At 74.4% G+C, this 25,594-nt stretch carries 20 protein-coding genes; 6 read left to right on the top strand and 14 right to left on the bottom strand.

What is annotated here, in order from left to right; all coding sequences use genetic code 11:
• Window positions 1–52: 52 nt before the first annotated feature.
• A complete protein-coding gene (locus tag ACSU6Z_RS26655) occupies window positions 53–526 on the top strand; it encodes a MarR family winged helix-turn-helix transcriptional regulator (RefSeq protein ID WP_437049405.1) in 474 nt (157 codons plus the stop codon).
• 17 nt (window positions 527–543) lie between these two features.
• On the opposite strand, the gene ACSU6Z_RS26650 is transcribed toward ACSU6Z_RS26655, so the two are convergent.
• Window positions 544–1,689 carry a CapA family protein gene (locus tag ACSU6Z_RS26650; protein WP_437049403.1) on the bottom strand — a complete coding sequence of 382 codons (1,146 nt, stop codon included), beginning with the start codon at window positions 1,687–1,689 and terminating at the stop codon, window positions 544–546.
• Between the two features lie 230 nt (window positions 1,690–1,919).
• On the opposite strand from ACSU6Z_RS26650, the gene ACSU6Z_RS26645 reads away from it, so the two are divergent.
• Entirely contained in the window at window positions 1,920–2,477 is a 558-nt protein-coding gene (locus tag ACSU6Z_RS26645) for a sigma-70 family RNA polymerase sigma factor (RefSeq protein ID WP_437049401.1), read from the top strand.
• 136 nt (window positions 2,478–2,613) lie between these two features.
• Window positions 2,614–3,120 (top strand): hypothetical protein, encoded by a 507-nt coding sequence (locus ACSU6Z_RS26640; RefSeq protein WP_437049399.1) that lies wholly within the window; start codon window positions 2,614–2,616, stop codon window positions 3,118–3,120.
• Between the two features lie 196 nt (window positions 3,121–3,316).
• Here the strand turns inward: ACSU6Z_RS26640 and ACSU6Z_RS26635 are convergent, their stop codons facing one another.
• Window positions 3,317–5,404, bottom strand: a complete 2,088-nt coding sequence (locus ACSU6Z_RS26635) for a SpoIIE family protein phosphatase (protein WP_437049397.1) — start codon at window positions 5,402–5,404, stop codon at window positions 3,317–3,319.
• A gap of 396 nt (window positions 5,405–5,800) precedes the next feature.
• Between ACSU6Z_RS26635 and ACSU6Z_RS26630 the strand changes: the two genes are divergently transcribed.
• Entirely contained in the window at window positions 5,801–7,222 is a 1,422-nt protein-coding gene (locus ACSU6Z_RS26630) for a lipase maturation factor family protein (RefSeq protein WP_437049395.1), read from the top strand.
• Window positions 7,223–7,252: 30 nt separating this feature from the next.
• Here the strand turns inward: ACSU6Z_RS26630 and ACSU6Z_RS26625 are convergent, their stop codons facing one another.
• The 3 genes from ACSU6Z_RS26625 to ACSU6Z_RS26615 all read right to left on the bottom strand — a co-directional run bounded on the left by ACSU6Z_RS26625 (window position 7,253) and on the right by ACSU6Z_RS26615 (window position 11,156).
• Entirely contained in the window at window positions 7,253–10,285 is a 3,033-nt protein-coding gene (locus ACSU6Z_RS26625; RefSeq protein WP_437049393.1) for an alpha-mannosidase, read from the bottom strand.
• A 145-nt stretch (window positions 10,286–10,430) separates the two neighbouring features.
• Entirely contained in the window at window positions 10,431–10,913 is a 483-nt protein-coding gene (locus ACSU6Z_RS26620; RefSeq protein ID WP_437049392.1) for an N-acetyltransferase family protein, read from the bottom strand.
• A gap of 69 nt (window positions 10,914–10,982) precedes the next feature.
• The gene (locus ACSU6Z_RS26615) at window positions 10,983–11,156 is read right to left on the bottom strand and encodes a hypothetical protein (RefSeq protein WP_437049390.1); all 174 of its coding nucleotides are present in this window, start codon (window positions 11,154–11,156) and stop codon (window positions 10,983–10,985) included.
• 542 nt (window positions 11,157–11,698) lie between these two features.
• Between ACSU6Z_RS26615 and ACSU6Z_RS26610 the strand changes: the two genes are divergently transcribed.
• Window positions 11,699–12,148 (top strand): hypothetical protein, encoded by a 450-nt coding sequence (locus tag ACSU6Z_RS26610; protein ID WP_437049388.1) that lies wholly within the window; start codon window positions 11,699–11,701, stop codon window positions 12,146–12,148.
• A gap of 61 nt (window positions 12,149–12,209) precedes the next feature.
• Here the strand turns inward: ACSU6Z_RS26610 and ACSU6Z_RS26605 are convergent, their stop codons facing one another.
• The 6 genes from ACSU6Z_RS26605 to ACSU6Z_RS26580 all read right to left on the bottom strand — a co-directional run bounded on the left by ACSU6Z_RS26605 (window position 12,210) and on the right by ACSU6Z_RS26580 (window position 21,443).
• The gene (locus ACSU6Z_RS26605) at window positions 12,210–13,694 is read right to left on the bottom strand and encodes an SDR family NAD(P)-dependent oxidoreductase (protein ID WP_437049386.1); all 1,485 of its coding nucleotides are present in this window, start codon (window positions 13,692–13,694) and stop codon (window positions 12,210–12,212) included.
• A gap of 105 nt (window positions 13,695–13,799) precedes the next feature.
• Window positions 13,800–15,137, bottom strand: a complete 1,338-nt coding sequence (locus ACSU6Z_RS26600) for a wax ester/triacylglycerol synthase family O-acyltransferase (RefSeq protein ID WP_437049384.1) — start codon at window positions 15,135–15,137, stop codon at window positions 13,800–13,802.
• Between the two features lie 154 nt (window positions 15,138–15,291).
• Window positions 15,292–17,910, bottom strand: a complete 2,619-nt coding sequence (locus tag ACSU6Z_RS26595; RefSeq protein ID WP_437049383.1) for a PA14 domain-containing protein — start codon at window positions 17,908–17,910, stop codon at window positions 15,292–15,294.
• A 127-nt stretch (window positions 17,911–18,037) separates the two neighbouring features.
• The gene (glgC, locus tag ACSU6Z_RS26590; protein ID WP_437049381.1) at window positions 18,038–19,258 is read right to left on the bottom strand and encodes a glucose-1-phosphate adenylyltransferase; all 1,221 of its coding nucleotides are present in this window, start codon (window positions 19,256–19,258) and stop codon (window positions 18,038–18,040) included.
• A 68-nt stretch (window positions 19,259–19,326) separates the two neighbouring features.
• Window positions 19,327–20,478: a glycogen synthase gene (glgA, locus tag ACSU6Z_RS26585; RefSeq protein WP_437049379.1), complete on the bottom strand. Its 1,152-nt coding sequence runs from the start codon at window positions 20,476–20,478 to the stop codon at window positions 19,327–19,329.
• Between the two features lie 185 nt (window positions 20,479–20,663).
• Entirely contained in the window at window positions 20,664–21,443 is a 780-nt protein-coding gene (locus tag ACSU6Z_RS26580; protein ID WP_437049377.1) for a (2Fe-2S)-binding protein, read from the bottom strand.
• Window positions 21,444–21,741: 298 nt separating this feature from the next.
• Here ACSU6Z_RS26580 and ACSU6Z_RS26575 point away from each other — a divergent pair, with 298 nt between their 5' ends.
• A complete protein-coding gene (locus tag ACSU6Z_RS26575; protein ID WP_437049375.1) occupies window positions 21,742–22,917 on the top strand; it encodes a DMT family transporter in 1,176 nt (391 codons plus the stop codon).
• Here ACSU6Z_RS26575 and ACSU6Z_RS26570 read toward each other — a convergent pair.
• The 3 genes from ACSU6Z_RS26570 to panD all read right to left on the bottom strand — a co-directional run bounded on the left by ACSU6Z_RS26570 (window position 22,907) and on the right by panD (window position 25,538).
• Window positions 22,907–24,229 carry a transglycosylase family protein gene (locus ACSU6Z_RS26570; protein ID WP_437049374.1) on the bottom strand — a complete coding sequence of 441 codons (1,323 nt, stop codon included), beginning with the start codon at window positions 24,227–24,229 and terminating at the stop codon, window positions 22,907–22,909. The genes ACSU6Z_RS26575 and ACSU6Z_RS26570 overlap by 11 nt on opposite strands.
• 605 nt (window positions 24,230–24,834) lie before the next feature.
• Window positions 24,835–25,083 (bottom strand): hypothetical protein, encoded by a 249-nt coding sequence (locus ACSU6Z_RS26565; RefSeq protein ID WP_437049372.1) that lies wholly within the window; start codon window positions 25,081–25,083, stop codon window positions 24,835–24,837.
• A 35-nt stretch (window positions 25,084–25,118) separates the two neighbouring features.
• Window positions 25,119–25,538 carry an aspartate 1-decarboxylase gene (gene panD / locus ACSU6Z_RS26560; protein ID WP_437049370.1) on the bottom strand — a complete coding sequence of 140 codons (420 nt, stop codon included), beginning with the start codon at window positions 25,536–25,538 and terminating at the stop codon, window positions 25,119–25,121.
• Window positions 25,539–25,594: the final 56 nt, after the last annotated feature.

The raw sequence follows: 25,594 nt of genomic DNA, 5'->3' as shown, positions 1-25,594 counted from the left end.
CCAAGGTGTCATGACCGCCCTTGGTTGACAACCCGGATGTCATGATGGACCGGTGACCGACACCAGCCAGCCCCTCTCCCCCGACGACCTCGCCGACCGGCTCACCGAGGTGTACGACCTGGTCGGCCCCGTCTACCGGCGCGCGCAGCGCCTCGTCGAGCGGGGCCTCGCCCCGGAGGGCCTGTCCGTCGGCGTGCGCGCCGTACTGGCGCTGCTGCACCGGGGCGGCCCGATGACCGTGCCGCAGATGGGCCGCGCGCAGGCGATCAGCCGGCAGTTCGTGCAGCGCATGGTCAACGACGCCGTGGAGAGGGGCCTGGTGGAGAGCGTGCCCAACCCCGCGCACCGGCGGTCGCCGCTGATCCGCCTCACCGGCGGGGGCCGGGCGGCGATCACCGCCGTGCTCGACCGCGAGCACGCCCTGCTGCGCGAGGTCGGCGGCGGGCTCACCGCCGCCGAGGTGGCGGCGTGCGTACGGGTGCTCGGCGCGATGCTGGCAGGCCTCGACCACGTCGCCGACGACTGACCGGCGGCCGGCGCGGTCTACTCCCCCATCACCAGCCCGTCCCGCGCCGCGCCCCGGCCGAGCACCGCGTCCCGGATCCGGTCGCGCACGGCACGCACCTCGGCGCCCCGGGCGAGCGCCCGGTTGAGGTTGACCACCCGGCCGGCGTCGATGTCGAACAACTGCGGGACGAACTCGGCCTTCGTCACCTCCCAGCGTCCGCCGGGCCGGGCCGGCGGGGCGAAGGTGAAGCGGGCGATCGTCGACTCGTTGCCGCGCGGGTCCGGTGCGCCGTCGTGGCCGACCGTCCCACCGGCGATCTGGTCGCCCGTCCCGTAGACCACCCAGGTCCCGTTGACCTTCTCGTACGCCTGCGGCACATGGGCGCGGGTGCCCAGGATCAGGTCGATGTCGGGGCGCCCGGCCGTGCGCGCGGCGGTGAGCCGCCGGGCCAGCGTCAGCTGCCGTTCGCCGGGCTCCTCCTGCCACTCCGTTCCCCAGTGCAGGGAGACGGCGACCACGTCGGCGCCCGCCCGCCGTGCCGCCCGGGCGTCCGCGAGGATCCTGTCGGCGTCGATGAGGTTCACCGCCCAGGGCCGCCCGGGCGGCAGCGGGACGCCGTTGGTGCCGTGGGTGTAGGCGAGGTGGGCCAGGCGGGCGCGGCCCGCGCGCAGGAGGGTGACGGTCCGGGCCTCGCCCCCGGTGCGGGCCGATCCGGCGTGCCGCACGCCCGCGCGGTCCAGGGCGTCCAGGGTGCGGCGGATGCCGTCGGCGCCGTCGTCGAGGCTGTGGTCGGAGGCGGTGGAGCAGCCGTCGTAGCCGGTGGCGGCCAGGCCCCGGGCCACCTCGGGCAGTGATTCGAAGACGGGGTAGCCGGTGTGGCCGCCTTTCTCGCCGCGGACGGTCCCCATGTGGCACAGCGCCACGTCGGCTCCGGAGACGACGGGTTCGACGTCGGCGAGCATGGGGCGGAAGTCGTAGCCGGTGCCGCCCGCGTCGAAGCGCGCCCGGTCGATGACCGAGCCGTGCGGCAGGACGTCCCCGGAGGCGACCAGGGTGAAGGCGCCGTCGGCGGCGGACGGGGCCGGATGTCCGGACGGCTCCCGGTCGTGGGCCCGGCAGGCCGCGCCCGCGGTGAGAACGGCCGTCAGGACGAGGGCCACCTGTCTGCTGCGTGTGATCATCCGCTCACCCCGCTCGGTCGTTCCGTACAAGAAAGTCACATTTACTTACAAACAGGTAAGAAGGTCTTCGTGGTCGCAGGCGGCTCCGACACGCTCTTTAGCCCGTCCGGCCCGCGCGGACGGCGGCGGGACGACCGTTCGTCGAACCGCTCGCCGACGCGATCGACCGCCCGGCGCACTCCCGCCGCGCGCCGCTGTCCCCGCAGGGCGCCCTGCGGTGCCATACGGCCATGACGGCCGGAACCACCCTCACCCCCGCGACGACGAACGGAACGACCGCCGAGCACGAGCTCGCCGCGCTCCAGCGCGAGCACGGCCGACCGCTGTTCGCGCTGCTGCTGCGGCTGTGCGACGGCGACCGGCAGCGCGCCGAGGACCTGGCACAGGAGACCCTGGTCCGCGCCTGGCAGCATCCGGAGGCCCTGCGCGCCGACGCCTTCGACTCCGTACGGCCCTGGCTGCTCACCGTCGCCCGGCGGCTGGCGATCGACGCCCGCCGGGCCCGGCGGGCGCGCCCCGCGGAGGTCGGCGACGCCGCCCTGGAGGACGCCCGCGTGTGCGCCGATCACGCCGAACGGGCCGCCGTCGCCCTCGACGTGCGGCAGGCTGTGAAGACACTCACGCCGCGGCACCGTGAAGTCCTGGTGCTCGTGTATTTCGAAGGGGCGAGTGTGGCGGAAGCGGCGGCGGCCCTCGGCATCCCGCCCGGTACCGTGAAGTCCCGCGCATACTACGCACTGCGCGCCCTGCGCCGGGTTTTGCCCGGTTACACCGCCGACCTGCGGTGAAACCGGCGGCCGAGTCAAACCTCCGTAAAGCGCCTTGCCGAGGACCCCGGTCGGGTAATCGGCTGTCCCCATTCGCGTTCCGGACCGGGGGCCCGGAGCCGGGTGACGCGCACGCACCGGAGGAAGGCAGGAAGGGATGCTGCACAGAGGTCACGGGGGCACGGACGGCGCCGACGGCGAACTGACCGTCCCCCTGGCGTGGTTCTACGCCGAGTACATCGCCGACGAGTTGTTGCGCACCGGCGATCTGATGCCGCCGGCGTCGTTCGAGTTCCGCGCCGGCCGGGACGCGCTGGCACTGACCGTCTTCCTGTCCGACACCGACGGCGAGCTGCCCGGCATCCAGGTCGTCTCCCGACTGGAGACCTGGCTCTCCCTGACCGCCTACGGCGAGTCGTGGCAGGAGTGGGTGCGCGAGCGGCTGGACGAGGCCGCCGCCGACGCCTCCGGCCGGCCCGGCCCGGACCTGGAACTGGCCCGGGCCGCGTGGCGCTGGCTGCGGGAGACCGAGCTGCTCGCCCCCGACCTGAACGCCGTCCCCGGCCGCTCCGCCGCGGCCGGGGAGGACGAGGGGCCGAAGGTGTGGACGCCGGCGTGGCAGCTGGGCCTGCCCCTCGGCCACCTCGCCATCCACTTGTTCTAGGCCCCTCGGATCACACCGCGGACCCGGAGCCCGGTACGGGCGCCCGCCGCGTCGCCGTCACTCGCCGACGCTCCGCGTCATCCCGTCGGCTCCCTCCCCGGTCCCGCGGCCGCACGCGCCGGACCCCGCCCACCGGCGCCGGCGGGGGCGGGGACCACGGAGGGTCCGACAGGGCGGGAGACCGGCTGCCGCGGGCTCATTCCCGCCGGGGCACCACGAACTCGCACCACACGCACTTGCCGCCGCCGCGCGCCTCCACGCCCCACCCCTCGGCGAGCGTCTCGATCAGGACCAGTCCCCGCCCCGAGACGCCGGACTCCCCCGCGTCGCGGCGGCGCGGCAGGGCGCTGGAGGAGTCCTCGACCTCGATGCGCAGCCTGCGGTCGGCACCGGTGAGGACCCGCAGGGTGACGACCGCGGCGCCCTCGGTGTGCATGAGGGCGTTGGTGACGAGTTCGTCGGCGGCCAGCTCGATCTCGTCGGCCCGCTCCTCGGCCCCCCAGGCGGTGACCGCGGCACGGATCATGTGCCGGGCCCCGGCGAGCGCCTCGGCGTCCCCGGGGGACACGTGCTGCTGGAGCCGTCCGCCGGTCCGCGGGGCGTCCAGGCCGCGGCGGTGCAGCAGGAGGAGGGCCACGTCGTCCTCGCCGCCGCGTTCCTCGAAGACGTCGATGAGCCGGCCGGCGAGGTCCCGTACGTCCCCGGGCCCGGCGGCGACGAGGGCGGCGAGGTCCCGCATGCCGTCGTCGAGGTCGGCGCCGGGCGTCTCCACCAGCCCGTCGGTGCACAGCAGCAGGGTGCTGCCGGGGTCGAGCTCCAGGATGCCGACCGGGTAGGCGAGCCGCCCGAACTCCGCGGACAGGCCGAGCGGCATCCCGCCCTCGACGGGCATCCGGCGGCAGGTGCCGTCGGGGTGGCGCACCAGCGGGTCGATGTGCCCGGCCCGGACCACCTGGACCACCCCGGTGGCCAGGTCGGCCTCCGCGTACAGGCAGGTCGCGAAGCGGTCGGTGTCGAGTTCGTGGAGGAAGACGGAGGCGCGGGCCATCACGGTGGCCGGGGGGTGGCCCTCGGCGGCGTAGGCGCGCAGCACGATGCGCAGCTGGCCCATGACGGCGGCGGCGTGCGTGTCGTGGCCCTGCACGTCGCCGATGACGGCGCCGACGCGTCCGCCGGGCAGCGGGATGAGGTCGTACCAGTCGCCGCCGATGTCGCGGCCCAGGGAGCCGCCCAGGGTGGCGGCGCGGTAGCGGACGGCGACGTCGCAGCCCGGCACGCCGGGGATGGTGCGGGGCAGCATCGCCTGCTGAAGGCCCTGGGCGAGGTCCATCTCCTCCTCGTAGAGCATCGCCCGTTGCAGGCTCTGCGCGATGCTGCTGCCGAGGGCGACGAGCACGTTGCGGTCCTCGGGGGAGAACCCGTGCCGGTCGCCGTAGAGCAGGCCCATCGCCCCGATCGGGCGGGCCTGGGCGATCAGGGGCAGATAGGCGGCGGCGGTGATGTCGAGGTGGGTGATGTGCGGCCACAGGACCGGGTAGCGCTCCGCGAACTCCTCCGGTGACTCGATGAAGCACGGGCTGAGGGTCCGTACGGCCTCGCTCATCGGATAGGGCTCGTCGATCCTGGTGATGCGGGTGCCGGGGACGAAGCTGTTGTCGGGGCCGTCGGCGACCAGCCGGATGCGTGCGCCCTCGACCAGTCCCATGACGAGGCTGGTGGCGCCCAGCCGGGTGAGGCCGTGGGTGTCCCGCAGGACGTCCATGACGTCGTCCACGGTGCGGGCGTGGGCGAGGGCGGCCGTGGCGATCTGGACGACGTTGGTCTGCCGGCGCCGGGCCTCGTCCTGGGCGTCCCGCGCGCGGCGGGCTTCGATGTCGCCGATCTCCTGGGTGGCGTCGCGGACGATGCCGACGATGCGGCGGGGGCGGCCGGTCCCGTCGCGCCGGATGTAGCCCTGGGTGTGGGTCCAGCGCAGCGTGCCGTCCCGGCAGCGGAGGCGGAAGTAGGTGCCGTAGTTCTCGCTGCCGTCCTTCATAGCCTGGGCGACGAGGGCGTCCAGGCGGTGCCCCTCCGCCCGCGGCACCCGCGCGGACAGGCTCTCGGGCCGTCCGTCGAACTCCTCGGGGCGCAGATCGAACACCTCGTGGGCCTGGGCGTCCATGTGGAACAGGCCGGTGTCCAGGTCCCAGTCGAAGCTGCCCATGCGGTTGAGCGCCAGGATCGGGCCCGGGCGGGCGGGCCAGTCGTCCGGGAGGGACAGGGAGCTCGCTCCCCGATCAGCCATGGACCCACCTTGCCAGCATTTGTCCGATTCTTCGACCCGTTCGGGTTCCTCCGGCCCGTTCCGGCCCCCTCCGCGCGTCCGGCCACCGGCCCGCCCTCAGCCGCCGAGGACGTCCGACGGGCCGCCGGCGGTGCCGCCGGTACCGGTGCCGTCCGGGACGCCGGGTCCGGCCCCTCGGGGCGTGGTGGCGGGGGTGTCCACGCAGGGCGCGGCGGGCGGTTCCCGGGACGCGACCTCCCGCCCGCCGAAGACACGAGGTCGCCATCTGCCGCTCTGCGTCACCATCGTCTGCTTCACTCGCCTGGGTTGCGCGGCCGGAGCGGCGGTACACGGAGGGTCGCCCGGCAGGCGCGACAGGCGCTCCGGCGCGGGAACGGGAGGAAGGAGCGCACGGCCGTGGAGTGGTTCACCGCACCCGACTACTGGCTGACCCGGCTGGTCTTCCAGCGGGCCCTGGCCGCCGTGTACCTGGTCGCGTTCCTGACGGCGGCCCTGCAGTTCCGGGCGCTGATCGGCGAGCGCGGCATGCTGCCCGTGCCCCGTTTCACGGAGCGCGTGCCGTTCAAGCGGGCGCCGAGCCTGTTCCGGCTGCACTACTCCGACCGGTTCTTCGCGGCCTGCGCCTGGACGGGCTGCGCGGTGTCGGCGGCGCTGCTGGCGGGGCTGGACTCCCTGCTGCCGCTGTGGGGCGCGATGCTGCTGTGGCTGGTGCCGTGGGCGCTGTACCTGTCGATCGTGAACGTCGGGCAGACCTGGTACGCGTTCGGCTGGGAGTCGCTGCTGCTGGAGGTCGGCTTCGTCGCCGTCCTGCTCGGCAACGACGAGGTGGCGCCGCCGGTCGTGGTGCTGTTCCTGCTGCGCTGGATCCTGTTCCGGGTGGAGTTCGGCGCGGGACTGATCAAGATGCGCGGCGACGCGTGCTGGCGGAAGCTGACGTGCCTGGACTACCACCACGAGACCCAGCCGATGCCGGGCCCGCTGAGCTGGTTCTTCCACCGTCTGCCCAAGCCCCTGCACCGCGTGGAGGCGGCCGCGAACCACGTCACCCAGCTGGTGGTGCCCTTCCTGCTGTTCACCCCACAGCCCCTCGCCACGGCCGCCGCCGCACTGATGATCCTCACCCAGCTGTGGCTGGTGCTGTCGGGCAACTTCTCCTGGCTGAACTGGATCACCATCGTGCTGGCCCTGTCGGCGGTGGAGTTCCCCGCCGATCCGCCGCCCGTGCCCGGCACCCCGCTGTGGTACGCGATCGTCGTGCTCGCGGTGGGCGCGCTGCTGGTGTTCCTCAGCCATCGGCCGGTCCGCAACATGGTCTCCCGCCGCCAGGTGATGAACCGCTCCTTCGACCCCCTGCACCTGGTCAACACCTACGGCGCCTTCGGCAGCGTCGGCCGGATCCGGTACGAGGTGGTGATCGAGGGGACGGCCGACGCGACGCCGCGTGAGGACGCGCGGTGGCGGGAGTACGAGTTCAAGGGCAAGCCCGGCGATCCGCGGCGGTGGCCGCGCCAGTTCGCCCCCTACCACCTGCGGCTGGACTGGCTGATGTGGTTCGCCGCGCTGTCGCCCGCGTACGCGGAGCCGTGGTTCGGCACGCTGGTCGAGCGGCTCCTGGAGAACGACCCCGCCACGCTGAAGCTGCTGCGCCGCTCCCCGTTCCCGCCGGACGCGCCGCCGCGGTACGTCCGCGCCCGGCTGTTCCGCTACCGGTACACGACCTGGCGCGAGCTGCGGGAGACGGGCGCCTGCTGGGATCGGACGTACGTGCGGGAGTACCTGCCGCCCACACGGCTGGCGGGGGCGGCGCGGCGGCCGTAGACACCGCGCCCGACCCCGCCGGCCGCGGGGTCAGGCGCGCCGCAGCCGCAGGGTCGTCAGCTGGAACGGGCGCAGCCGTACGGCGATCCGGCCGCCGTCGACGCGCGGTGCGGGCTCCCCGGCGAGCGGGCGTTCCAGCAGGTCGGTCACCACGGCGCCGGCGACGGCGAAACCCGCGGTGAGCGTGGCCCGGGCCCGGCCGCCGTGCGCCTCGTGGAAGCGGACCACCACGTCCCCGCTGCCGTCGTCGGCCAGCTTCACGGCGGTGATCACGACCGCGTCCCGGTCGGACGCCACCAGCGGGGCCACCTCCCGTGCCCCGGTCAGCCGCCGCTGCGGCAGGTTGATCCGCCAGCCCTCGCGGACCGCGTCGCCGATGCCGGCACCCGGCAGGAGCGCGTGCCGGAAGCGGTGCACGCCCTGGTCGGTCTCGGGGTCGGGGAAGCGCGGGGCGCGCAGCAGGGAGGCGCGGACCGTCGTGGTGGTGCCCCCGTCGCCGTCGGCACCGTCGTCGCGGACCGTGCGGGTCACGTCGTGGCCGTACGTCGAGTCGTTGACGAGGGCGACGCCCCAGCCCGGTTCCGCCAGGTGGACGAAGCGGTGGTTGCACGCCTCGAACTTGGCCGCCTCCCAGCTGGTGTTGGTGTGCGTGGGCCGGTGGACGTGCCCGAACTGGGTCTCCGACGCGTACCGTTCGGCGTGCACGTCGAGCGGGAAGGCGAGCTTGAGGAACTTCTCCGTCTCGTGCCAGTCGACCTCCGTGTCCAGCAGCAGCATCCGTTCCCCCGGCGGCAGCGACAGCACCTGGGTGACGCGGGAGGCCCCGAAGGAGCGGACGACCCGCACCGACGCGCCGTCCTCGCCCGGGACGACCTCGTCGGCGTCGGTCAGGTCGGTGCCCGTGTGCCGGTAGAACGCGTCGACGTCCCAGGCGTCCCACATGTTCGGCAGGTCGGGGTGGAGCTGGAGGAGGCCCGCCGCCCGGCCGGGGGCGACGGTCTCGCGGCCGGCCCCGATGTCGTACGCGGACACGACCAGGCCGCGGGTGTCGACCTCGACGCGCAGCAGGCCGTTGTCGAGGACGTGGCCGCCGCCGGGGCGCGCGGTGAGGGACGTGCGGCCCTCGGGGGCGGCGGGGGTCCGCGCGCCGCCCGCCGGGACGCCCGAGCGGGCGTGCGGGGCCGCGTTGAAGACGAGGGGGACCTCGCCCTCCCCGGCCAGGGCGCGCTGGGCGGCCTCGATGACACCGGTCAGTTCCCCGGCGATCCGCGCGTAGGTCGCGCGCGCCTCGCGGTGCACCCAGGCGATGGAGGAGCCGGGCAGGATGTCGTGGAACTGGTGCAGCAGGACCGTCTTCCAGATGCGGTCCAGTTCCTCGTGGGGGTAGGGGAACCCGGTGCGCACGGCCGCCGTGGCCGCCCACAGCTCGGCCTCGCGCAGGAGGTGTTCGCTGCGGCGGTTGCCCTGCTTGGTCTGCGCCTGGCTGGTGAGGGTGGCGCGGTGCAGTTCGAGGTAGAGCTCGCCGACCCACACGGGCGCGTCGGGGTACTCGGCGGCGGCCTGGGCGAAGAAGGCCCGCGGGGTCTGCCACGTCACGGTCGCCGAGCCCTCGAGGTCGCGCAGCCGGGCCGCCCGGGCGACCATCTCGCGGGTGGTGCCGCCGCCCCCGTCGCCCCAGCCGGTGGGGGCGAGGGAGCGGCGGGCGGCGCCCTTGTCCTTGAAGTTGCGGACCGCGTGGGCGATCTCGGCGCCCGTCATCTGGCAGTTGTAGGTGTCGGCGGGCGGGAAGTGGGTGAAGATCCGGGTGCCGTCGATGCCCTCCCACCGGAAGGTGTGGTGGGGGAAGGTGTTCGTCTGCGACCAGGAGATCTTCTGCGTCAGCAGGTACTTCGACCCGGCCGCCTTGATGATCTGCGGCAGGCCGGCGGCGAAGCCGAAGGTGTCCGGCAGCCACGCCTCCTCGTTCTCGATGCCGAACTCGTCGAGGAAGAAGCGCTTGCCGTGCACGAACTGCCGGGCCATCGCCTCCGAGCCGGGCATGTTGGTGTCCGACTCCACCCACATGCCGCCGGCCGGCACGAACCGCCCCTCGGCCACCGCCTTCCTCACCCGTGCCCACACCTCGGGCCGGTGCTCCTTCACCCACGCCCACTGCTGGGCCTGCGACATGGCGAAGACGAAGTCCGGCTCGTCCTCCAGCAGCGCGGTCATGTTCGCGGCGGTGCGGGCGACCTTGCGGACGGTCTCGCGCAGCGGCCACAGCCACGCCGAGTCGATGTGCGCGTGGCCGACGGCGCCGATGCGGTGGGCGGAGGGGACGGCGGGGGCGGAGAGGACGCCGGCGAGCCGTGCGCGGGCCTCGCCCGCCGTGCCGCCCACGTCCTGGAGGTCGACGGCGTCCAGGGCCCGGTCCACCGCCCGCAGGATCTCCCAGCGGCGCGGCGAGTCCACCGGCAGCTCGGTCATCAGCCCGCCGAGCACCTCCAGGTCGATCACGAGCTGCCACACCGTCTCGTCGAAGACGGCGAGGTCCATGCGGGCGAGGGTGTACTGCGGTTCGCCGCCCGCGGTCTCCGGGTCGCCGAGCCGGGTCGGCGCGAAGGGGCGGGGGCCCATGATGACGGGGTTGGAGGCGGCCTCGATGTGCAGGCGCACCTCCTCGCCGCCCTCGACGGGGGCGCCGACGCGCACCCACGGGGTGCGCGGGTTGAGGCCCTTCACCGGGGTGCCGTCGGGCCGGTACACCAGGCCTTCGCACTGGAAGCCGGGCATGTTCTCGTCGAAGCCGAGGTCGAGGACCGCCTCGACGGTCCGGCCCGCCCACTGTCCGGGGACGGTTCCGGTGACTCGGAACCAGCTGGTGCCCCAGGGAGCGCCCCAGCGGGTGCCCACCGTGACGGGCTCCGGTTCGGCCGCCAGCCCTTCGGCGACCGGCACGGGCTCGCCGGGCGCGTGCCAGACCGCGACGTCCAGCGGCACGGACTCGGGGTACACGGCGGGACGGATGCGTTCGTCGAGGACCCGCCGGAGGCGGGCTTCGACCAGGGTGCGGTCGTCATGCATGCGGGTGCTCCGTGGCTGGGCCGCGGACGGTCTCGGCGGGCCGCGGCGGTGACCGGGTGGGCGCGCGGGTCACGGGACCCTGCTGTGTAGAGCTCCCCCGCCGCGCGCGGCTCGAACCGTACGGCGTGGCCGGGCCGTTCGGCGTCTACAGGGCCCGGTACATGACGTGCAGGCCGACCCGCCCGTGCCGCGGGTGCTCGAACGCCTCCGGAACGGTGCCGAGGATCGCGAAGCCGAGGGACCTCCACAGTCCGACGGCCGGGTTGGTCTCGACGACGGCGTTGAAGACCATGCCGCGGTAGCCGTCGGCCGCGGCGGCGGCCAGGACGTGCTCGGCGAGGGCCCGGCCGGTGCCGCGGCCCGCCCGGTCGGGGTCGACCATGAAGCCGGCGTTGGCGATCCGGGCGGCGGGGCCCCCGTAGTTGGGGGTGAGGTAGGCCGAGGCGACGACGGCACCGGAGTCGTCCTCGACGGCGAAGACCCGCTTGGCGGGGTTCATCCACAGGGCCCGGGCCTCCTCCTCGGAGGTCCCCGGGTCCCAGGTGTAGGTCTCGCCGGCGGCGACGATGCGGTGCCAGAAGGGCCAGATGCGCGGCCAGTCGTCGGTCGTTGCGTCCCTGATCAGCATGGGCGTGAGTGTCGCACGCCCGTGCGCCGGTGACCGCGGGGGACTCCCCGCCGGTCTCCGGTGGGCGGGTCAGTCCACGCTGGGCAGGATGTGCGGCTCGGCGAGGTCGTCCTCGTAGCCCGCCAGGCGGATGGGGGCGGAACGGGCCCAGACGTCGAGGCTGCCGATCTCTCCGGTCCGGCGGCCGGCCCGTTCCCCGCGTTCCTTGGGGCGCTGTTCGCGATTGGTCTTCTCCGGTGTCACCGCGCACTCCTCATGTGTCGGTCACCCTCGGGCGTCGCCGGTCGGTCTGCCGTCCCGCACCTGACGCCCGCTCGGGTCTTGGTCGAAAGCAGTTCGGACGCGGTGGCGCCGGTAACTCGGGTGAGAGCAGGCCGTTGTGCGCCGGCTTGTCCCATGACGGGCCGTGGGTGCGGGTTGGGACCCCTTGGCTGTTGCCCGTCCGGACCAGACTAACCAAATGAGCGGAGGTCCGCTCGATAGGAGTGAAAACTTGGGGTAACCATGACGTTTCGCTGCGCGTCCGGCGGCCGGTTCGCACGGTTCGCCCCCGGTCGTTCCCCCTGACGGCCTTCACCCGTTCGGCCCAGGTCCGGCCGCGTGCGCGCGTACCGCACGGGCGGCGGAGCCCTGTGCCGGACGGACGTCGCCCCCTCGCACCCGGCGCGCCGCCCGGTACGGCCGTCACCCGTGTGGCCGCACCGTTCAAGTGCCGTTGGCCGGGGCGCAAGGCGGCCATGCTCTGCTGGCGGACGGCAACGGCCTTCTCGCGGGAGGACTGACGCATGGAGCTGCGCAGCGTCGAGGAGCTGATGGACCTGCTGTACGCCTGCCAGGGCACGCGGAGCACCGCGGGACACGGCGGCGCGCCGGTGGATCTGCACGATCACGCGCTGCGGACCGCCGCCTTGCTGCGCCGCAGCCGCCCCGCCGACAAGGAACTCCAGGTGGCCGGGCTGGTGCATCCGGTCGGCCGGCTGCTGTGGCCCGGCGATCCGCACGGCCGCGCCGAGCGCACGGCCGCGGCGGTGCGGTCGCTGCTCGGTGAGCGGGTCGCCCGTCTGCTGCGCCACCAGGACGACTCGGACGCCTGGGCCGACGACGACCTGCTCGGCCTGCGCCAGGCGGCCGAGGAGGGCCGCGGCGCCGGCTTCGACGCCGGGGTGCTGGAGGACTGGCGCACGCTGCTGGAACTGGTGGCGGCGCGCAATTCCCGGCTGGGCGCGGTCGACTGACCGCCGCGGGGCCCCGACGGACGACCGGGCACGCCGGCCCGCCCGCCTCACCCGCGCACCGTCACCACTTGCCGGGCGCGTAGTCCTTCAGGAAGACGCCGTACAGGTCCTCGCCCGCCTCGCCGCGCACGATCGGGTCGTAGACGCGGGCGGCGCCGTCGACCAGGTCGAGCGGGGCGTGGAAACCGGCCTCCGCGAGGCGCACCTTGTCGGGGTGCGGGCGCTCGTCGGTGATCCAGCCGGTGTCGACGGCCGTCATCAGGATGCCGTCCTTGTCGAACATCTCCTGGGCGCTGGTGCGCGTGAGCATGTTCAGGGCGGCCTTGGCCATGTTGGTGTGCGGGTGGCCGGCACCCTTGTAGCCACGGGCGAAGACGCCCTCCATGGCGGAGACGTTGACGATGTACCTCCGCCGGGACGGGGACGCCGCCATCGCCGGACGCAGCCGACTGATCAGGATGAACGGCGCCGTCGAGTTGCACAGCTGGACCTCCAGCAGCTCGATGGGCGTGACCTCGTCCACCGTCTGCACCCAGCTGTTGGTGTCGTGCAGGTCGGGCACCAGGCCGCCCGCGTCGATCGCCGTGCCCGCCGCGATGCGCTCCAGGGAGGCGGAGCCGGAGACCAGCGCGAGGTCGGTGACCTCCTGGGCGGTGAGCGCGCCGCCCCCGGCGACCGGGAGCTCGGCGACCGCGCCGGAGCCGAAGGTGCCGATCACCTCGGCGGCGGGCAGTTCACCGGCGGGCAGCGGGCCGGACTCGGCGGCGACCAGCTCGCTGTATGCCTGCGGGGAGCGGCGCACGGTCTGCGCCGCGTTGTTGATCAGGATGTCGAGCGGGCCGGCGGCGGCGACCGACTCGGCGAGCGCGACGACCTGGGCCGGGTCGCGCAGGTCGATGCCGACGATCTTCAGCCGGTGGATCCACTCGTCGCTGTCGGGCTGGGCCTTGAAGCGGCGGATGGCGTCGTTCGGGAACCGGGTCGTGATCGTGGTGTGGGCGCCGTCGCGCAGCAGCCTGAGCGCGATGTACATGCCGATCTTGGCCCGGCCGCCGGTGAGCAGTGCCCGCTTGCCGGTCAGGTCGGTGCGGGCGTCGCGCTTGGCCCGGTTCTCGGCGGCGCACTTCTGGCAGAGCTGGTGGTAGAAGTAGTCGACCTCGACGTACCGCGTCTTGCAGATGTAGCAGGAGCGGGGGCGCTGGAGTATCCCCGCGATCCGGCCGGGCTCGACCTTGGAGGAGGGCAGGACGCCCTCGGTCTCGTCGTCGATGCGCTCGGCGGAGCCGGTGGCGGTGGCCTCGGTGACCGCCCGGTCGTGGGCGGTCTTGGCGGCCCGGCGCTCCTGGCGGCGGCGCTGCTTGACCGTGCGGTAGATGTGCGAGGTGGCCCGGCGCACCTTGATCGCGTCGGGGTGGTCGACGTCGAGCCGGTCGAGTTCCTCCAGCACGCTGAGGCAGACGGCCAGGCGCTCCGGGTCGATGCCGGGGCCGTACGAGGGCACGGTCGCGTCGTCCGTGGCCGCCGGGCCGTTGTCTGTCACCGTCATCGCCGCTGCCGTTCCCTGATCACCCGTTGCGGCGCTCCGACTCGCGCCCGCTTTCGAACGGGTGAGTTTACGGAGCGCCGGGCCGTGCCGCCAAACCCGCGCCGGTCAGGGATGGCAGGCAGTGAGCAATGTCTCCACCTCCTCGGACAGGGCGCGCGCCAGCACGCCGAGGTCCGGTACGGCCTCGGCGTCGGCGACCAGCCCGTAGTGGACGCGCCCGCGGTAGGTGGAGACGGCGACCGCCAGGGAGTGGCCGGGGGCCAGCGGCGCGAAGGGGTGGACCGCGGTGAGCGGGTGGCCGCCGAGCCTCAGGCCGATGCCGGGCAGGGGCACGCTGGTGACCAGGATGTCGAACCAGAGCCGGGCGGCCCGTCCGGCCAGGGGCCCGCCGAGCCGGTGGCCGAGCGCCGGCACGTGGTCGGCGAGCAGGGCCACCGCGCCGGCGCCCCGGTCGGGCCCGGCGTCCTTGTTGCGGTCCATGGCGGCGCGGACCGCGCCGAGGCGGCCGAGGGGGTCGGGGTCGCCGACCGGAAGCCGCATCAAGTAGCCGGAGAGCCGGTTGCCCGGCGGCTGCGCGGTGTGCGGGCGGCGCTTGGAGACCGGGATCAGGGCGCGGGGCGCCACGCCCTCGCTGCCGTCGCCGCGCTCGTCGAGCCAGCGGCGCAGGGCGCCCGCGACGACCGCGATCAGGACGTCGTTGACGGTGCCGCCCTCGACCTTGCGGATGCGGTGCACGTCGTCGAGGTCGACGACCGCCCCGGCGGTCCGGCGGGTACCGGAGGGCCCGGCGGTGAGCGCGGGCGAGGAGCGCGCGTCGAGGGTGGACAGGGCGACGGAGGCGCCGATGTCCAGGGCGCGGCCCGCCTCGGCCAGGGCGCCGCGCAGCAGCTCCGGCAGACCGCGCGCGTCCGGCGGTCCGCCGCGCCGGGGCCGCGCGGGGCGCGGGCGGGGCGCGAAGGTGTCCGCCGGGTCGAGGATCGCCGCGGCGAGGGTGAGCGCGCGCAGCCCGTCGGCGAGGGCGTGGTGGAACTTGAACAGCACCGCGAACGACGTGCCGCTCCGGTCCGGCAGCACATGGGCCTCCCACGGCGGCCGGTCGCGCCGCAGCGGGCGTTCCAGGAGGCGGCCCGCGTCGGCGTGGAAGTCCGCGGTGGGCGGGTGCAGCCGGACGTGGTCGAGGGGGTCGAAGGCGGGGTCGGGTTCGCGGGCGGCGCCGCCGAAGGAGAGCGGCCGGCCCAGGGCGAGCGGCCGCCACACGTCCCGGATGCGCATGCGCAGCCCGGGTACGGCGGCGGCGCGGGCCGCGAGCAGGTCCGCCGCGTGCGCGCCCGCGGCCGGCGAACGGGCGGAGAAGACGCCGAGCGCTCCGAGGTGCATCGGATGCTCGGCGGACTCGATGTTCCAGAACGCAAGGTCGAGGGGGGTCAGCAGGTCGGAAGTCAAGGGCGTGCCTCGCGTCGACGACGGGTGGGCGAGCAGTCAATCGCCCTTCGGCGATTACGGTCAAGCACGGTCGCGCTACGCACAGTTAATACCAGATTAAGTCCCGCCTCCCCCACGAACCGGTGGGGGAGGCGGGACTCACGGGATTCCGGGCTCAGGAACCACTCGCCGGGCATCCGGCCGGAGTCGCCCGGGACGCGTCACGGATCAGCGCCTCGTGAGCGGCCCGCACGCGCTGCACGTCCGGTTTGAGGACCGCGCGGTCGTAGGTCGTCAGCCCGTTCAGCTCGCCCTCGACGTCCGCGATCTGGGTGTACACGGCGCCGTTGCTCCCCCGGCACACCAGCGCCCGCACCTCGCCCAGCCTGGCCAGGTAGCCGTCGGTGTACGCGGCCGGGTCGACGTCGACGTACGACTGCTGCACGGACCAGGCGTGGCCGGGCACCGCCAGGCCGAGACCGCCGTACTCGCCGCTGACCAGGGCGCGTTCACCGTCCGGGTGGGGCGGCAGGGCGGGGCTCGGGTAGCCGTGCTCGTCCATGATGTCGCCGGTGCCGCCGTCGGCCCCCAGGTTCAGCCCGGACTGGTTGTTCACCAGCCGGGTCGGGTCCCAGGCCTTGGCCTGCGCGGCGACGCGGCCGACGTCGTACTGGCCCCAGCCCTCGTTGAAGGTGACCCACATGATCACCGACGGGCTGCTGACGTGCTCGTCGATCATCTCCTTCATCTCGCGTTCGTACTGGGCGCGCGCCTCGGTGCCCGGGTTCACCCCGGCCGTCATGGCGGGCATGTCCTGCCACACCAGCAGGCCGAGCCGGTCGGCCCAGTAGAACCAGCGGTCGGGTTCGACCTTGATGTGCTTGCGCACCGAGTTGAAGCCGAGCCGCTTGTGCAGTCTCAGGTCGTGGGCGAGGGCCTCGTCGGTGGGCGCGGTGTGCAGGCCGTCGGGCCAGAAGCCCTGGTCGAGGGTGGCCATCAGGAAGACGGGTTCGCCGTTGAGGAGCGTACGGGGCACGCCGTTCACCTTCTCGACCGCGACGGACCGCATTCCGAAGTAGCTGCCGACGCGGTCGGCGCCGACGGTGACCTTCAGGCCGTACAGGAAGGGGTCGTCCGGGGACCACAGGCGCGGGTCGTCGATCGTCAGGGTCAGGGGGCGGCCGGTGCGGCCGGTGGCCGTGGCGACCTTGCGGGTGCCGGCGTACGCCGTCGCCCTGACCGGGACGCCGTCGCGCACGCCGCGCGGCTCGACGGTGAGCGTGCCCGCGGCGGCGTCCGGGGTGAGCTTGAGGGAGTCGACGTGGTCGCGGGCGACCGGCTCCAGCCAGACCGTCTGCCAGATGCCGGAGCTGGGCGTGTACCAGATGCCGCTGGGATCCAGGCGCTGCTTGCCCAGCGGCGGGTTCTCGCCGTCCGCCGCGTCGGTCGGGTCGTACACGCCGACGATCAGTTCCTGGGCGCGGCCGGGCCTGAGCGCGTCGGTGACGTCCGCGGCGAACTTGTCGTAGCCGCCCTTGTGCTCGGCGACCTCGGTGCCGTTGACCCAGACCTTGGCGTGCCAGTCGACGGCGCCGAAGTTGAGCTTCAGCCGCCGGCCGGAGCCGATGTGCCAGTCGGCGGGGACGGTGAAGGTGCGGCGGTACCACATGCGGTCCTCGTGCCGCTGGACGCCGGAGAGCTGGGACTCCACCGGGTACGGCACGAGGATGCGCTCGTCGAGGGTCCTGCCGAACGGCGGCCGCTCGCCCGCCTCGGCGGCGGCGAACTGCCAGCGGCCGTTGAGGTTGAGCCACTCGGAGCGGGTGAGCTGCGGGCGCGGGTACTCGGGATGGGCGTTGCCCGGTCCGACCTCCTCGGCCCACCGGGTGCGCAGTTCGTACGTGGACCGGTTGGGTCCGCTGCTCAGGAACGCCTTGACAACGTTGCCGTCGGCGTCGGCGAGGCCGCCTTCACCGTCGTAGCGGACGTCGGCGGTGCCGGGTGCGGTGCCCGTCTTGTCGCCGACGACGGGTTCGTCGAGGGCGACGAGCAGGGCCGTGGGGTCGGCGGGGTCCAACGCGGCCGCGCCCAGGGGCCACTCCGCGCCGCCGATCACCGCGTCGAGGTGGTCGGTGAAGCCGGCCGGGGGCGTGGCGAGGGGCCGGGCGAAATCCAGCTTCAGCGTGCGGCCGGTGGCGAGGACCGTCGCCGCGGTGGGCCCGTCGTAGTCGAACCCGTCGGGCAGCCGGAACGCCGACTGCGGCACGGGCTCCTTGTCACCGCCGGGCTCGGTCCAGCGGACGTGCAGGTGGGAGCCGCCGAAGTGCTCGAAGTACTCCACCTTGAAGTCGTAGGCCCGACCCGCCGTCAGCTCCACGGGTTCGGCGGTCTGCTCCCGGTCCCAGTCGTCGACCCAGTGGTCGATGGCGAGCTTCCCGTCGACCCACAGGCGGAAGCCGTTGTCGCCGATGACCGAGAAGGTGTGCGGGCCGGTCTTCTCCGGGACGATCTTCCCGGTCCAGCGGACGCTGACGTCGTCCGACCGGCCGGTGGTGAAGTTCAGGCGGGGTTCCAGGGTGTCGAAGTCGAGTCGCGGGTCGAAGGCGGTGGCCTTCAGCTCGTGGAAGTCGAAGGTGCCGGGGGCCGAGTGGGTGTAGTACTCGCCCTTCAGCCCGTGGATCTCCGGAGCGGGCTCGCCGTCCGCGCTCGCGGAGGGGGCGGTGGTGAGTCCCGCGACGCCCAGTGCCGCGGCGAGCAGGAGGGCGAACCGGTCTCTGAACCGTCTGATGGGCACGGATCCTCTCCTTCGAGGCGGGGTGCCGGGCCACGGCCGGCCATCCCGTCCATCGCGTCGATGTGATGACATAGGCATGACAACACGGATCGGGGTGCGGGTCCAGGGAGCCGTCGGGCGGCGGCGGTCAGCGCACCCGCTGCCCCTTGCCCAGGGCGATCACCCCGCCCCGGGAGACGGTGTAGAGCTCCGCGTCCCGCTCCGGGTTGACGCCGATGGTCGCGCCCGGCGGCACCACGACGTTCTTGTCCAGTACCGCCCCGCGCACCACCGCACCGCGCCCGACGTGCACGTTGTCGTGCAGCACCGAGCCCTGCACCACCGCGCCCGGCTCGACCACGACCCCCGGTGACAGCACGGACCGCGTGACCTGCCCGCGGATCAGGCACCCGGCGCTGACGATCGACTCGCCGGCGATGCCGCCCCCATTGAAGCGGGCGGGCGAGAGCTGGCCCGAGTGGGTGTAGATCGGCCAGTCGCGGTTGTACAGGTTGAAGGCGGGGTGCTCGGCGATCAGGTCCATGTGGGCCTCGTAGTAGGCGTCGAGGGTGCCCACGTCCCGCCAGTAGCCCTGGTCGCGGGAGGTCTCGCCGGGCACGTGGTTGGTGCCGAAGTCGTACAGCGCCGCCGCTCCCCGCTCGGTGAGCTGGGGCAGGATCGAACCGCCCATGTCGTGTGCCGAGTCCTCGTCCTCGGCGTCCCGGCGCAGCGCCTCGATCAGGGCCTTGGTGGTGAAGACGTAGTTGCCCATCGAGGCGAAGACGCACTCGGGGTCGTCGGGCAGGCCCGGCGGATCGGCGGGCTTCTCCAGGAAGCCGTCGACGGTCAGGCCGTCGGGTCCGGGCGTGATCACGCCGAACGACGACGACTCGGCGCGCGGCACGCGGATCCCGGCCACCGTCACGCCCGCCCCCGACTCGATGTGCTGGGCGAGCATCTGCCGCGGGTCCATGCGGTAGACGTGGTCGGCGCCGAACACCGCGACGTGGTCGGGCTGTTCGTCGTGCACGAGGTTCAGGGACTGCAGGATCGCGTCGGCGCTGCCCAGGTACCAGCGGGGGCCGAGCCGCTGCTGGGCCGGGACGGGTGTGACGTAGTTGCCGAGCAGGCTGGACATCCGCCAGGTGGTGGTGATGTGCCGGTCCAGCGAGTGCGACTTGTACTGGGTCAGGACGCAGATGCGCAGGATGTCGCCGTTGACGAGGTTGGACAGGACGAAGTCGACGAGGCGGTACGTGCCGCCGAAGGTGACCGCGGGTTTGGCGCGGTCCGCGGTCAGGGGCATCAGGCGCTTGCCCTCCCCGCCCGCCAGCACGATCCCGAGCACCGATGGACCCCCACGCCGCATGGCCGCTCCCCTCGCCCTCGCCGTTTCCTGCCCGTGCCTGTGTCCGTTGCCGTGCGCGTGCGGACGCGCTACGCCCCCCCGAGGACCTCCTCGTAGAGCCGGACGGTGCGGCGCGCGACCGCGTCCCAGCCGAACACGCGCACCGCCCGCTCCCGTCCCGCCTCACCCATCCGCCGTGCGGTCCCCGGGTCGCCGAGGAGCCCGTCCAGGGCCCGCGTGAGACCCGCCTCGAAGCCGTCGTCCACAGGCACGAGTACCCCGGTTCGGCCGTCCTCCACGACCTCGGGGATGCCACCGGTGCGGGAGGCGACGACGGGCGTGCCGCAGGCCATCGCCTCCAGGTTGACGATGCCGAGGGGTTCGTACACCGAGGGGCAGACGAACACGGCGGCGTGGGTGAGGAGTTGGATCACCTCCGGGCGGGGCAGCATCGCGGGGATCCAGTGCACGCCCGCGCGCGCCCGGCTCAGCTCGCCGAACAGGTCGCGGAACTCCCGGTCGATCTCGGGGGTGTCGGGTGCGCCCGCGCACAGCACGACCTGCGCCGCCGGGTCGATGTCCCGGACGGCGCGCAGCAGGTGGGGCACGCCCTTCTGGCGGGTGATGCGGCCGACGAACAGGACGTACGGCCGGGAGCGGTCCAGGCCGACGCGGTCCAGGACGTCGGTGGCGGGATCGGGCCGGTAGAGGGTGGTGTCGATGCCGTTGTGCACGACGTGGACCCGGTCCGGCGCCAGCGCCGGACAGCAGGAGAGGATGTCCTCGCGCATGGCGCCGGAGACGGCGACCACCGCGTCGGCGGCCTCGATCGCGGTGCGCTCCGCCCAGCTCGACAGGGCGTACCCGCCGCCGAGTTGCTCGGCCTTCCAGGGGCGCAGGGGCTCCAGGGAATGGGCGGTGACCACGTGCGGGATGCCGTGGAGGAGCTTGGCGAGGTGGCCGCCGAGCGCCGTGTACCAGGTGTGCGAGTGGACCAGGTGGCGGCCGGCCAGGGCGGCGGCCATGGCGAGGTCCACGGAGAAGGCGCGCAGCGCGTCGTTGGCCCCGTCGAGCGCGGGCCAGGGCCGGTGGCGCCGCACCCCCTGCGCCCGGCCCTCGCCCCAGCAGTGCACGTCCAGGTCGACGAGGCGGCCGAGTTCGCGGGCGAGGAACTCGACGTGGACGCCGGCGCCGCCGTACACGTCCGGCGGATACTCCCGGGTCAGCAGTCCCACGCGCACCCGCACCCTCCCGTCGCCGCGGCCGGTCGTCCCATGGTCACCCGGACGGGGCGTGGGGGGAAGAGGGCGAGTGAAGAGGACCGGGGGGCAGGGGGCTGGATGTCGGGGGCGGGTGCCGGGACGCGGACGGCCGGGGGTGCGGGCTGCCGGGGCGCGGCGGGGGCCCGGGAAGGCCCCGCGGGCCCTCAAGGGCTCGGGGACGCGGACCCCGGAGGGCTCGGGAAGCAGCAGTCGCCGCAGACGCCTTTGCCGGGCACGCGGTAGTACAGGCAGCAGCTGCGGCGGCGGAAGGCGGTGCCGGTGAGCACGCCGGTGCCGGCGAGCAGGGGGTGCCCGAGCAGCTCGGCGGTCAGGGACCGGGCGCGGGCGGCGGCGCCGGGACGGCCGTGGGCGCGGGCCCAGCGGTCCAGTTCGCGGGCGGCACCGGCGAGCGCCGAGGCCGTGTTGCCCCGCAGCAGGCCCGCCGCGACGCGGTAGCGGGCGCGCAGGGCCGCCGCCAGCGGTATCAGGTGGGCGCGCAGTACGGCACCCGCGAGGACGGCCGCGGTGTCCTCGTCGCTCGTGTCCCTCACGCCGCCCGTGTCACCGGAGTGCGGGCGCACCTCGGTGAGCCACAGGTCGTCGGGAGCCGTGGCGTCGGGGTCCCAGTGCAGCAGGCGCGGGTCGAGGTCGGGGACGCGGCCGTACAGCACGGCGCAGCCGAGGGCGGCGGACCACAGCCGGGCCGCGAGCCCCTGATGGGCCACGGAGACGGCGATCCGCGTCGCGGGGGCGCGCAGGGCCTCCTCGACCTTGCGGACGCGGAACGCCAGCGGATCCGGGCCGGTCCCCGGTACCGCCGGCCCGTACACCTGCGCGAGTGGGACGAGCGGGCGCGGCGGGGGGCCGCAAGCACGCAGGGCGAAGAAGCCGCCGAGGGGGCGGAGGGCGGAGAGCCGGGGGTCGAGATCCACAAGGAGACTCATACCGGATCCGCCGTTTCCCCGCCGGACCCGGTGCCCCTGCCCCGGCCCTCCCCGCATGCCTCGGACGTCCCCGGCCGTCCTCGGCCCCGGTGCCTCCGGGGAACCCCTCGGGGGCCGGCACCCGGCGACGCCCACCCAGGGGATGACGGAGCCCATCCCCTACTCCATCGGCAGTAGGACCCGGTGCGTGCTCAAGGACGACGACGGGAAGAGCGCCGCACGGCATCGTGTTGGGTATGGAAGCCGACCGTACGCCACGCCGGGCCCCCGGCCCCCGCCCCGCGCAGAGGAGCAGCCGATGAGCGCCCTCGCGTTGTCCGTCCTCCTGTCGCTCGTCTCCGCCGTGGCGTACGCGGGCGGGGCGATCGTGCAGGAGCGGGTCGCGGAGTCCTCCCCCGAGCGGCAGTACGCCCCCCTGCGGCGGCCCGGCTGGTGGGCCGCGATCGCCCTCAACGGTTTCGGCGGGCTGCTGCACGTCGCCGCCCTCGCCTACGGCCCGCTGAGCCTCGTACAGCCCCTCGGAGCGCTGACCATCGTGTTCGCCCTGCCCATGGCGGCGCTGTTCGTGAACCGCCGGGCCGGTGCGGCCGCCTGGCGGGGCGCGCTCATGGCGACCGTCGGCCTCGCGGGTCTGCTGTCCCTGGTCGGCACCTCGGACGGGCAGTCGCCGACCGCGTCCGAGCGGGTGGCCGTGGTCCTGGTCACCGGCGGTGCCGTCGTGGCGCTGATGGTCGCGGGGCGGGCCGCGCACCGGCATGCCGCGGTGCGCGGCATGCTGCTCGCCACCGCGTCCGGCATCGCCTTCGGCATGTCCTCGGTCTTCACCAAGCTGGTGGCCGTCGACTGGACGGGCGGCGTGACGGCGGCGGACCTGCCGTCCCTGGCCGTCATAGGCGTCTTCGCCACGTCCGGGATGCTGCTGTCCCAGGCCTCCTACAAGGGCGCCGGCCTGACGGCCCCACTGGCCACGCTCACCGTGGTGAACCCGGTGCTGGCGGCGGCGGTCGGCATCACGCTGTTCGGCGAAACGTTCCGTTACGGCACCACGGGCACGGTGCTCGCGCTGGGCTGCGGCGTCGTGGCGGCCGGTGGTCTGATCCTGTTGACGACGGAACGGATCGCGCGTACCCGGTGGGAGGCCGGGACGCGGGCCGCCGCGCCGGCCCCGGCCGGAGCCCCGGTCCCGGCACGAACGCCGGAGGGCTCCGGCGCGGCGGTTGCGGCCGGGCCGGAGCGTGCCCGGGAGGACCCGCCCGCGGAACCCACCGGACGGTCCGCCGCCGCGCCGCACGGGACGGTGCCCGTGCCCGCCCCCGCGGCGCCGGCCCTTCGGGAGGGCGCCCACGGGCCCCCGTACGGGCCCGGGGAGCCGGCGGTCCCCGGTGCTCCCCTGCCGTTCTGCGTCCCGCTCTGCGCGGGCCTCCACACGCCGGCGCCGGCGCTCGACCGGTTCCGGGATCGGGTCAGATCCTGACGCCGGCGGCCCGCAGGTAGGCAACCGGGTCGACGTCCGTACCGAAATCGGGCCCCGTCCGCACCTCGAAGTGCAGGTGCGGGCCCGAGCTGTTGCCGGTGGACCCCGAGCGGCCGATGCGCTGCCCGGCACCGACGGACTGTCCGTCCCGTACCGAGATCGCCGACAGATGTGCGTACTGGCTGTAGCGGCCGTCGGTGTGCCGGATCACCACCTGGTAACCGTACGAGCCGCCCCAGCCGGCGCTGACGACGCGGCCCGCCGCGACCGACTTCACGGAGGTGCCGGTGGGCACGGGGAAGTCGACGCCGGTGTGGTAACCCCTCGACCAGGCGGAGCCCGCCTGGCGGTAGGGCGTACCCAGGGTGGCGTCGACGGGGGCCACCACCGCGTGTCCGCTCGTGGCCCCGCGCGCGCCGTCCCTCCCGGTGTCGGCCTTCCCGCCGCTGCCCTTCCCGGTTGCGGCGTTCCCGTCCCGGCCCTTGCCGCCCCCGTTCTTCCCGCTTCCGGCCCGGCTGTTCTCCGTCGCCTTCCCCCGCTGCGGGGAAGCGGACGGTTCGGCCCTCTTGCGGCCGGTGCGCTCGGGGGAGCCGGTGGCCGTGCCCGCACCGCTCACGCTCAGCCGCTGGCCCGGAAGGATCACGTCGGGATCGGCCCCGATCGTGCCGCGGTTGGCGGCGTACAGCCGCTGCCAGCCGCCCCGGACCCGTTCGGCCTCCGCGATGCCGGACAGCGTGTCGCCGGAGACGACCGTGTACGTCTCGGTCCGGCCGGCCCGGGACTGCGGCGGGGTCTGCGGCCGTACGTCCTGAGCGGAACCGCCGCCGCCCTTCCCCGTCCTCTCCCCCGCCGGGGAAGAACCCTTCGCGTCGGCCTTCTCCGCGCTCTTCCCGGGTCTCGGGGAACCGGCGGGACGGATGTCCGGCTCCGCGCCGCCCCGGGTCAGTCCGGCGCGGACCGAGCAGACCGGCCAGGCGCCGGGGCCCTGCCCGTCGAGCACCTTCTCGGCGACGGCGATCTGCTGGTCCTTGGTGGCCAGGTCGGCGCGCGGCGCGTACCGGGTGCCGCCGTACGCCTCCCAGGTGGACTGGGTGAACTGCAGCCCGCCGTAGTACCCGTTGCCGGTGTTGATGTCCCAGTCGTTGGTGGACTCGCAGGCGGCGACCTCGTCCCAGGTCTCGACGTCGGCCGCCTGAGCGTTCCCGGTGCCGATGAGCGGCAGCGCCAAGCCGGCTCCGCCCGCCGTGATGGTGAGTGAGGCGCGGTTGATCCTGTTCGGCTGGTACCGGCGGTGCCGGCCGCGTACGGCCATGGAAGGTCCCCCTCGACACTGCGTCAGGAGGGGCAAAAATATGCGGCGGGCACCGGCCGTGACAAGACGGCAATCAGCCGCTCGTTCACGCCAAGTGGCGTGGAATCGACGGCGTTTGGCCGAATGGGCCGCTCACACCGAGGTGGCGGGACGGGGCGGCGGGCGGCGCCGCGGACGGCCGGCCGCCGCCCGTGGCGCGTACGGCTCAGGTGAGCGGCGGTCCCGGCTCCGGGTCCGGCACCGGCTCCGGTCCCGGCGGGATCGGGGACGGGGACGGGCCGGGAGGCGGACCGGGGTGCGGCGGCGGAGGCGTGGGCTGCGGTCCCGGAGCCGGGCCGGGCGGCGCGGGCGGCTCCGGTTCCGGCGGCGGGGTCGGCTGGGGGCCGGGGTCCGGCGGCGGAGTCGGCACCGGTCCGGGGGCCGGGTGCGGCGCGGGTGGCGGGGCGGGGTCCGGGTAGGGCTGCGGGGGCTGGGGGTCCGGACCTGGCGTGGGCCCCGGCGGAACGGGGTCCGGATACGGGTTCGTCATGACAGGTGTCCTCCGGCCAGTCGGTCGACTTCGGCTCTGGACTACTTGCCCGCGTACCCGGCGGTCGCGCCCCCACTCACTCCCCCGCGTGAACGGCGGCGGCCAGGTGGGCCCGCCCGCACGGCGCCGCCACGGGACCCCCGGCCCCGGCCGGCCCCGGCCGGGGCGGGGACGGCGTGCCGGGGTCGGCCGGTGCGGGGACGACGGTCGCCACCGCCTCCGGTCCCTCGTGGCGCGCCCGGTCCGGCACCTGCTCGTCGACGAGGTGCCGCGGCTCCGGCCCCGGTCGGCCCGCCGCCCGGTCGCGGACCTCAATGCCGCTCACCGGCGGCACACTCCTCGCTCCGTGCCCGGACCGCGTCAGGCCCGCCGGGCCTGCGGGCTACGCTCCTGGTCCGAGCCCGGCACCGGCTCGGACGGGTCGGCGCCCAGGGCCACGATGCGGTTGTCTCCGTCCACGTGCACGACCCGCGGCTCCAGCGTCCGCGCCTCGGCGTCGGTGACCTGGGCGTAGCTGATGATGATCACCAGGTCGCCGGGGTGGACGAGGTGGGCGGCGGCCCCGTTGATCCCGATCACGCCCGAACCGCGCTCGCCTTCGATGACGTAGGTCTCCAGCCGGGCGCCGTTGGTGACGTCCACGATGTGCACGAGCTCGCCGGGCAGCAGGTCGGCGGCGTCGAGCAGGTCGGCGTCGATGGTCACCGATCCCACGTAGTGCAGGTCGGCCTGGGTGACGGTGGCGCGGTGGATCTTGGACTTGAACATTGTACGGAACACGGAGAAACTCCCAATTCGTCTGCTCCCTGCCTGCTTCTGCAGGTCAAGGGCGGTCT

It is taken from the genome of Streptomyces sp. enrichment culture, assembly GCF_964273145.1.
In the GTDB taxonomy this organism is placed as follows: Bacteria; Actinomycetota; Actinomycetes; order Streptomycetales; family Streptomycetaceae; genus Streptomyces.
The sequence above is the reverse complement of the archived record's forward strand: the minus strand, read 5'-3'. Positions and strand labels throughout refer to the sequence as shown.